Source organism: Mesorhizobium sp. WSM4841 (assembly GCF_055811515.1).
This window is the reverse complement of record NZ_JBVVQC010000074.1, coordinates 1-2,396: the sequence shown is the minus strand read 5'-3', so window position 1 is coordinate 2,396 and position 2,396 is coordinate 1. Positions and strand designations below refer to the sequence as shown.

At 52.6% G+C, this 2,396-nt stretch carries 5 protein-coding genes; 3 read left to right on the top strand and 2 right to left on the bottom strand.

Going from position 1 to position 2,396, the window contains the following annotated elements:
- A partial coding sequence (locus tag AC0L14_RS34625; protein WP_473752209.1) for a LysR family transcriptional regulator occupies positions 1-164 on the bottom strand: 164 nt, incomplete at its 3' end.
- Positions 165-326: 162 nt separating this feature from the next.
- Here AC0L14_RS34625 and AC0L14_RS34620 point away from each other — a divergent pair.
- Positions 327-884, top strand: coding sequence for a GNAT family protein (locus tag AC0L14_RS34620; protein WP_473529190.1), 558 nt, complete (start codon positions 327-329; stop codon positions 882-884).
- Positions 877-1,998: a nodulation factor fucose acetyltransferase NolL gene (gene nolL / locus AC0L14_RS34615; RefSeq protein WP_473752207.1), complete on the top strand. Its 1,122-nt coding sequence runs from the start codon at positions 877-879 to the stop codon at positions 1,996-1,998. The genes AC0L14_RS34620 and nolL overlap by 8 nt, the downstream gene beginning before the upstream one ends.
- 35 nt (positions 1,999-2,033) lie before the next feature.
- Here nolL and AC0L14_RS34610 read toward each other — a convergent pair whose 3' ends face one another.
- Entirely contained in the window at positions 2,034-2,189 is a 156-nt protein-coding gene (locus tag AC0L14_RS34610; protein WP_473752206.1) for a hypothetical protein, read from the bottom strand.
- A gap of 43 nt (positions 2,190-2,232) precedes the next feature.
- On the opposite strand from AC0L14_RS34610, the gene AC0L14_RS34605 reads away from it, so the two are divergent.
- A partial coding sequence (locus tag AC0L14_RS34605) for a LysR family transcriptional regulator (protein ID WP_473752208.1) occupies positions 2,233-2,396 on the top strand: 164 nt, incomplete at its 3' end.

Genomic DNA, 2,396 nt, shown 5'->3' with positions numbered 1-2,396 from the left:
GTCGTAAACAGTTCATCGTTGAAATAATCGCGCAGCCGGCCGACGGCCGCGCTCATGGCCGGCTGACTAAGATTGATGCTGCTTGCCGCCGCCGTGAGGTTGCGCTCGGTCAGCAGTGCGTCGAGCACCACGAGAAGGTTCAGATCAAGGCCCTTGAAGCGCATGGCTTTCACTTATCCATAGCGTGGATGCTCGCGATCTAAACAATCGATTTTACCAAACTTCCAGGGCGCTGCATAGATGACCGCACTTGACATGCGCCCGATCACGCCACCGCTTCTGTAGCGTGTGCTGGGAAATGACTTGCAAGTAGCCGGTCATGTCGAATCTCCGCCTTCTTCCGAAAGGCCTATGGGCGACAGGGGCTTTCAGGCGGTTGTAGCTGGGCCGGTGCAGGGCCGGAGGTTCGCGCAATCGGCTCTGATGTGTACGGCGTAGCGGCTCACTTGGACCTGCTGCGCCGTTTCTTCACGGTTGGCGAGGTTGATTTCTTGGTAGGCGAACTCGGATTGTACAGGATGCATCCGGATCTTGAGAGACCCCGAATGAGCCACTCTACCCGCGTCATGCGTCCGGTGCTGCAGCAGCTTGGCATTAGTTCGCTTTTGGCATGGTTCGGCACCCGCTGCGAAACCATCTTGAGGTTCTGCAGAGACGGCCTGACGACCATAGTGCCGGGCGTTCGCATCGCCACACATGATCGCGACCGCCACTGCGCTCGAGGTTTGCGATCAGGCACTGGGATTTTGTCCGCTCGGTTGCAGCCAATCGGCGCTCCATACCACGCCGCGATCCGCGTGAATTTCGATCCTTTGCACCGCGCTCGCCGTGCCCGGAAACGGCAAGTAGCAACTGCAACAGATAGGCTGGAGTCTGATGCTTGATCACATAACAGTCGGAGCGAAGGAACGCGGCTCGCGCCCAGCAGGGACAAACGACCGAGACCTAAGCTTTGATTTCGCCAAAGGTATACTCATCACTTTGGTGATAATTGGGCATCTGTTACAATATTTTATCTATCGTGGCACTGACGCTTTCTGGCTGTCGCCGTATTTCAAGTCTATCTACATATTTCATATGCCTCTCTTTATGGCGATAAGCGGATATCTTTCTTCCAGGGCAATTTTGCGAAAATCGTTCACCCAGGGTGTCGGTGAGCGGGCAATGCAGCTACTACTGCCAATGCTTTTTTGGTGTACGTTGATTTGGACGTTAAAGTCCGCAGTTATTTTTCCTACAAAGAGTTTGACTGATACACTGTTAGATTTGTCGACGGAAGTTATTGGAACTTACTGGTTCATATGGGCGGCATTTATTTCGTTCGTTCTGATTAGATTTCTTACAAATTTCAACCGTCTATCGATGTGGATCATAAGCGTATCTGCAATTGCGGTCGCATTCGCACCCATCACGTTATCAATAACCCCGTTGTTAAAATACACTTACCCATTTTATTGTTTGGGGTTCCTGTTTGCTCAACCGATCGGATGGCAGAAGAGTATCATCTGGCATCACAAATCCCTTTTTGTGGTCTTACTTTCGATAGCAGCTTTCATATGCTTCCTCGGGTGGGGCAAGGAGACCTACGCCTACAATAATCTTGTTTTAATTCATGATGAACAGTCAGCTAAACAAGTTTTGCTGATGTTCTCTGGCTCTGCAGCGGCTTCTGCAGTAGCAATGCAGTTTATGTTCCAATTCTGGAGACTTGTCTATTCCACTAGAGTAGCTCGCTTTGTCGCGGTGGAGCTTGGTCAGAGCACGCTGCTGCTTTACCTGGTCCAGGGTGCCGTGTTTCGCCTCATGGAATTGATACAGTTTGGAGAAGTCTGGAATCTCACGACCAGAATCGCCTTCGCAACTGTGCTTGGAGTGGCCATTGTCGTCATAGCGATGGCAATTCGCAGGATTACGCGCGACCTCGGATATGTGTCGCGGATCGTTGTCGGAACGCCGCCACGCCCAAGTCTGCTCAAATCTCAATCTGTAATCAATTAGCCACGTGAAAAATTCGCATCTGTAATCAACATGTTTCATAGCTCCGGACCTATCCGATCGACTGTTGTACCGGTCGGCCATTCGCTCATCGGCCGCGCTATCCCCATAACTACGACGAGCACGTCCTCCACGCGTGCTGGCGGCGGGTCGGGATACAACACCTCTGAGTGGGACCGTAAACGAGCGCCCATAATGGTCACGACGACAAACAACCACGTTACGGACGGATGAGGCATGCGTTTCAAAGGCCTTGATCTGAACCTTCTCGTCGTGCTCGACGCACTGCTGACCGCGCGCAACCTCACGGCGGCGGCAAGCAGCATCAACCTAAGTCAGCCGGCCATGAGCGCGGCCGTCGGCCGGCTGCGCGACTATTTCAACGATGAACTGTTTACGAT